The organism is Streptomyces sp. NPDC005070 (assembly GCF_053600395.1).
Map to the genome: position 1 here is coordinate 1 of NZ_JBSFZS010000239.1, position 6,025 is coordinate 6,025.

Annotated in this window: 4 protein-coding genes; 2 read left to right on the plus strand and 2 right to left on the minus strand. The window is 72.0% G+C overall.

The features are described 5' to 3' along the window. Positions 1 to 1,407 (minus strand): FUSC family protein (locus ACWEBX_RS36570; RefSeq protein ID WP_451889056.1); only part of this gene is annotated, 1,407 nt, incomplete at its 3' end. A gap of 475 nt (positions 1,408 to 1,882) precedes the next feature. On the opposite strand from ACWEBX_RS36570, the gene ACWEBX_RS36575 reads away from it, so the two are divergent. Then, positions 1,883 to 3,952, plus strand: a complete 2,070-nt coding sequence (locus tag ACWEBX_RS36575; protein ID WP_451889057.1) for a serine/threonine protein kinase — start codon at positions 1,883 to 1,885, stop codon at positions 3,950 to 3,952. A gap of 106 nt (positions 3,953 to 4,058) precedes the next feature. Further along, positions 4,059 to 5,141 carry a DNA polymerase III subunit beta family protein gene (locus tag ACWEBX_RS36580; protein WP_451889058.1) on the plus strand — a complete coding sequence of 361 codons (1,083 nt, stop codon included), beginning with the start codon at positions 4,059 to 4,061 and terminating at the stop codon, positions 5,139 to 5,141. A gap of 12 nt (positions 5,142 to 5,153) precedes the next feature. On the opposite strand, the gene ACWEBX_RS36585 is transcribed toward ACWEBX_RS36580, so the two are convergent. Continuing rightward, positions 5,154 to 5,486, minus strand: coding sequence for a deoxyxylulose-5-phosphate synthase (locus ACWEBX_RS36585; protein WP_451889059.1), 333 nt, complete (start codon positions 5,484 to 5,486; stop codon positions 5,154 to 5,156). Positions 5,487 to 6,025: the final 539 nt, after the last annotated feature.

Sequence of the window (6,025 nt, forward strand, 5' to 3'; positions counted from 1 at the left end):
GGCCGCCCTCGCCCCACTCGACGGCGTACACCACGGCGGGGCGGCCGTCGGCGAGACGGACCCGGGCATCAGCACTCCGGCGACCAGCGCGCCCACCAGCGTGCCGACCGCCGCCGAGCGCACCGTGGACCAGGTCGCTCCCGCGGTGGTGCGCCCCAGTGTCAGCACGGCCAGCAGCACCCAGAAACCGTGCGAGAGGTCCAGCGCCCCGGCCACGACCCGGGCCACGCCGAGGCCCACGGCGGTGCGTACGGCGTTCTGGAACAGGACCGAACGCAGCGTGAGGTTGCCGGTCAGACGCAGCACCAGAAGCCGCGCCGTGGAGGGCCTCGCGTACCAGAACTGTTCGGGCGGCAGTCCCGCCGAGTCGCGGCGCCCGCCGATCGCCACGGCCACCGCTGCCTGCGCGGTCAGGGCGGAGTCTGCCGCGACCAGCAGACCTGAGCGGAATTCCAGCAGCCGCTGCGGGGCTCTGGCGTCCGTGGCGAACCCGGTACCGGACGGTTGTCCGCGGACGGCGACGAAGTCGGCGATCATTTCCTCCAGAAACTCGGGCGCCGGTACGGCACGTACGCCCCGCAGGGCGCCCGCCGTCGCGGCGCAGCCGTCCGCGACACCGCGCAGCAACTCCTCGGAGGGCGGATCGGCGGCCGTCGCGGAGTCCGGCCGCTCGGCCATCCGGGCGAGCTGGTCCAGTACCCGCCGTGTCGCGGATCCGGCCTGCGCGAGTCCGCGGTCGGTGCGGCCCGCCCCCGTCGGACGCGAGGCCGGTGGCGCCTGTGACAGACGCAGCCCCAGCCCTTCCTCGCGCAGGCGCCGGGCCCGCTCGGGAGCGTGCCGGTGCCCCTGGGCGAACGCGAGTGCCGAGGCGGCCGCGAGATCCAGGGCGGCGGCGATCCGCGCGCGGTACGGCCGAACGGATGGGGCGGGCAGGAGCAGCAGTTCGCACAGGACCAGCAGGACGACACCGGCCAGCAGGCCGCCGAGGCGCTGGGGCAGGGTGTCCGGCTCGTACGGCGGGAAGCACGCCAGTACGTAGAAGAGCAGCAGCCCCGGGACCACACCCGCCGCGGCGGGTCCGTACGCGGAGATGAACGAGATGGCGAAGCCGATCACCAGCATCCCCGCGACGGCGGACGCGGTCGTCACGGCGAGAGTGGTGCCGAGGGCCGTCAGCGCCACGGCCGCCGGCAGCGCGAACAGGATGGTCCGCGCCCGGGCCCGGCCGCCGCCCGGGATCGGGGAGAGGACGCCGAGCGCGATCGGCGCGAAGAGGGCGTAGACGGCGACGACCGGTTGGTCCAGTACGTAGAGCGCCCCGTAGAAGCCCGCGGCGGACGCGACCGTGACCCGCGCGGACTGCCGCGCGGCCCGTACGCGACCGGGGGAGAGGGGCCGCTTCGGCATGGACGTTCCTTCCCCGGCGCCTCCCCGGGCCCGTCCCCGCCGTACGCCCATTGTCGACCGGGACGGCACCGGGGGCACGCCCGGGCCACGCCTCCGCTCCGACGTGGGCCCGGCTCCCTTCGGCCCGACGGTTCCACCGTGCCCGCCGGCTCGCTCCGGAGCCCGGCGCACCCACAACAGGGCTTCCTGGTAAGCCAGTTGAACGGATCCGGGTCGGGAGGCGGCCTGTTGGGGGCCGCGTCCGCGACACGGTCCGCAAGCGTCTCGTCACCCGGCACGTGACGGTCCGCCGTCTGATCAGGGGTTTCTCTACCCAGGACGCGGGGGAGCGCATAACATCCGGACGGGAAGTCACCCGGAAGGCATGTCGGGGCCATCTGCCGGGACCCGGGACCGCCCCCGACCATCCGTCGCCTCTTCGCCCTTTAGTCTCTTCACCTGCTCGACCGTTCAGTCCCGCACGAAGGAACCATCAGTGAGCGAATCCGGATCCTCCGGAAGAGTCCAGCCGGCTCAGGCCGGCGATCCCTCCCGAATAGGTCCGTACCGGATCGTCGGTCGTCTCGGTGCCGGAGGCATGGGTACCGTCCATGCCGGAGTGGCTTCCGACGGAACGCGCGTGGCGGTGAAGGTGATTCACCCCTCGCAGGCCCAAGACCCGCATTTCAGGGCCCGTTTCAGGCGCGAGGTGGAAATGTCCTCCCGTGTCACCGGCCCGTACCTGGTCCCGCTGCTCTCCGCCGACGCGAACGCCGTCACCCCGTGGCTCGCCACCGAATACGTCGCCGGGCCGACACTGAACCAGCAGGTGTTCGCCCAAGGACGGGTCACCGGACCCAGTCTGTACGCCTTCGCGGCCGCCACCGCGCAGGCGTTGGCCGCCGTCCACGCGGCCGGCGTGGTGCATCGTGACGTGAAACCGCAGAACGTCATCCTCACCCCCTCCGGACCCCGCGTCCTGGACTTCGGCATCGCGCACGCCGACGACGACACCCGGGCCACCCGTCCGGGAGCCACGACCGGCACCCCGGGCTGGATCAGCCCCGAGCAGTACCGGACGGGAGACGCGGGGCCCGAGAGCGACGTGTTCGCCTGGGGCGCGCTCGTGGCGTACGCGGCCACCGGCAAGTCACCTTTCGGGACGGGCGCGTCCGACGCGGTGGCGTTCCGCGTGACGTCGGGCGAACCCGACCTGGACGGCGTCCCCCTGCCCCTGCGCGAGATCGTGCGAGGGGCACTGGCCAAGGAGCCGGGGGACCGTCCCCAGGCCGCCGACGCCGCCGAGGAGTGCTTCGAGCTCCTGGCCGCGCAGCTCATCCAGGCGATGCGCGCCGACACGTTGTTCACCCGGGCGGAGGACATGATCGCCGCGGTCTGGGACATGCCTCCCGTGGACGATCCGGCATGGCCGCGGCCCGCGAGGCGCGGACGAAAGCCGTGGGCGGGCATGCTCGTCGTCGCGGCGGCGGTCATCGGGGGTATGGCGGGCGGAGTGGTGGCCCTCATGCCCGGCAAGCCTGAGGGCGACCGTCACGGAACCTCGAACACCGCCTCCGTTCCCGCCTCCTCCGGTCCCCTCGCCTCCACCCCCGCCTCCTCCGCTCCCGCTTCCGCTCCGGTCGCGATCCCGCAGCCGTCCGGAACGATCCTGAACACGGACGCGAAGACGAAGGCGAGTACGGCGGAACGGCGTGAGCGGTCCACGAGCGGCCGCCCGGCGAGTGCGGAGAGCTGGGCCGAAGCGCGGTCGGCGCGCGGCGAGGGCGAACACGACGTGGCCCGTGCCGTCCTGCGCGACCAGGGAGTTCTCGTCCAGCGACTCGGCGACGCCATCGACCTCGCCCCTAGAACCGTGAGGTTCCACGCCTCGCGCGGAGAGGTCTATCTCTCGTACCGGCTCACCTCCGACGAACCGGGAACGATGTACGCGGAGACGGAGGTCGCCGGTCTGATGTGCCGGACGCTGCGGGACGTCGTTCTGGGGCTGCACCCCGATCTGCCGTACCACGCCTTCGTCATGGTGAAGGAATCGCCGGGCCACGACCCGCTGGTTACCTGGGACGACGACTTCCTCGCCGACGCGCGGTGCACGTCGGCCGACGACGACGATCTGAGCCCCGCCGGCATCGGGCCGGCCTGGGAGCCGGACGAACAGGGCCTCGGCCAGGCCATGATTCCCAGTACCGACAGCGCCGAGATCAGCGTCGCGGACCGCGCCACCCGGAGGATCATCGAGCGGACCAACGGGATGCGCACGGCGCTCGGCACGGATCGCGTGCTCGGCAACACGGAGCTCAAGATGGGCTTCGACCCGGGGGACTCGGCCATGTACGTGTGGTCGGACTACGGGTCGTGGAACCAGCGGCAGGCCGCGACCTGGGCCGACATGGCGGCGGGCGAGGCGTGCCGGGCTCTGGTGCGGCAGCGGGACGGCGCGGGCGACGCGTGGCCGTACTCCCGTTACGCCGTGGCGGAGCGGGACGACGTCGGCTATCTGATGATCCGTTGGGGTACGGCGGGAAATCTGGCCGACTGTCCGGCCTGACGCGGGCCGACGCGGGCCGAGTCGAGTCGAGGCGAGTCGCCCGAGCGGGACCGGGGTTGACCCTCGACATGGTCGAGGGCACAGGGTTCCGGGTGTGGAGAGCGAGATGCGCAGCATTGGCGAGATGGCCCGGGACAGCGGACTGAGTGTCAGCGCCCTGCGGTTCTACGACCGTGGCGGTGTGCTGGTCCCCGCCTGGGTGGACCCGGTGAGCGGCTACCGCTGGTACGGCCCGGAGCAACTGGAGGAGGCACGGCTGCTGGCCCGGCTGCGCCGGGCCGCCATGCCGCTCGCGGACATCCGTCTGGTGCTCGCTGGCTGGTCCGGCGCGGACACCGACCTGGTGCGCACGCTCCTTCAGGCACATCTGCGCCGGCTCGAGGCGGGTCTGTCCGATGCCCGCGACGCGTTCTCCACGCTCCGAGCACTACTCGACAGCAGGGAGAAACCCATGACATCGCCCCGTACCGCCGTCGTCCGTCTGTCCGTCCCCGCGCCGGAACTCGCCGGCGCGCTCGACGCGGTCCGCTTCGCCGCCGGCCGGGACCCGGAACTGCCCATGCTCGCCGGTGTCCTGTTCGACATCGAGGGCGAGACGCTCGACGTCGTGGCGACGGACCGCTACCGGATGGCCGTCGCGCGGGCGGCCACCGGCGGGCACGCCGACACGCGCGTGCAGGTCGTCGTTCCGAGCCCGCTGGTGGACGCGATGCGGGCCCTGCTGAGCGGCGAGGAGCCGGTGCGGCTCGCCGTCGACGGTGACCGCGTGACGCTGGAGAGCGGAGACGGACAGACGGCCGGCCGCTGCCTCGACCACGACTTCCCCGACTATCGCCGTCTCGTCCAGGCACCTGACGGCCGCAGGGTCCCGGTCGACGCCGGGTCCTTCCGGGAGGCGGTGGAGACCGGTCCCGTCATCGCCAGCGAGGTGAGCGGGCCGGGCGAGACGGCCGCCGACCTCACCCTGCTGAAGGTGAGCGGTGACGGAACGGTGAGCATCGGCGACGACCGGTGGGGCGACCAGAACCAGGTCGCCGTCAACCGTGAGTACCTGCTGCACGCGCTCGCCGCCGGGGCCCGCGATGAGCTGACCCTGGAGATCGGCGCCCCCACCGCGCCCATCGCGATCCGACGGCCCGACGACGAGTACACGTTCTCCATGCTGATGCCGGTCCGCCTGGAGGACTGAGCAGACGGTCCGTCAGGGAACGTCGGGGCGTACGAGCGACCTGGCGAACGGCTCGCCGGTACGTCGCGCGTACGCCATGCGTTCACGGACTTCGCGCAGCGTCCGGGGGCGGTAACCGGGCCCGCCGCAGCAGCACTTGTGGAAGCCGACACCCGCGTGGAGCAGGACGGAGAGCGTCCTCCAGGCCGCGGTGTCCCGGCGCCTGGGCGCGGCGAAGGCCGACCCCACGTGGATCAGCGCCCCGGCGCAGCGGGGACAGATCCGCCGGGGCCGGTCCCCGTCGTACGGCTGCTTGTACGACGCCCGGCAGGGCAGGCACACGTACGACGTCTTGGCGTGAGGCATGTCCACAGGCTAGGCAGCGCGCGCCCCGCCCCGCCACGGCTTTTGCCGCCGGTGCGACACGCCGGTCTCTGCCGGGCTCGGACCGGAAGGGTGTTACTCACTTTCGGGTGACGTGCTGGTGCCGTGTGCTGACGCTCGACATGACCCGATACGCCCTAGATGTTGTGTGGGTAAGGGAGTTGAGGATGGCGATCCATCATTTTTCAGCTTTCCGTAGTTAAAGGCCATATACAGACGCCTGTAACTGATATGTCCGTAATTGGTAACAGCGGTCGGGTGTCGCCCGTCTTGGGCGTGGATGTGCAGCAAGTTAGGACTCCTCGGCCACCGGGCCGGGACTCGCACAGGGTCGCACCGTGCGGGTTCCCCGAAAGGGGCGCCCGCACGGGGTGTGCCGGCTCTCGAACCTTGAGGAGCATTCATGTCCGTTTCCACGTCTGTCACTGCTCGGCGCGTGGCGGCCGCGGCCATCGCGGCCGGCGCTCTGGTCGGCTCGGCGTCCGTGTCGGCCTCGGCGGCAGATCGGAATAGCGTCGTGA

Coding starts and splice junctions, on each gene's coding strand:
- ACWEBX_RS36585 (WP_451889059.1), bottom strand. CDS start 5,486: ATGCCTCACGCCAAGACGTCGTACGTGTGCCTGCCCTGCCGGGCGTCG.
- ACWEBX_RS36580 (WP_451889058.1), top strand. CDS start 4,059: ATGCGCAGCATTGGCGAGATGGCCCGGGACAGCGGACTGAGTGTCAGC.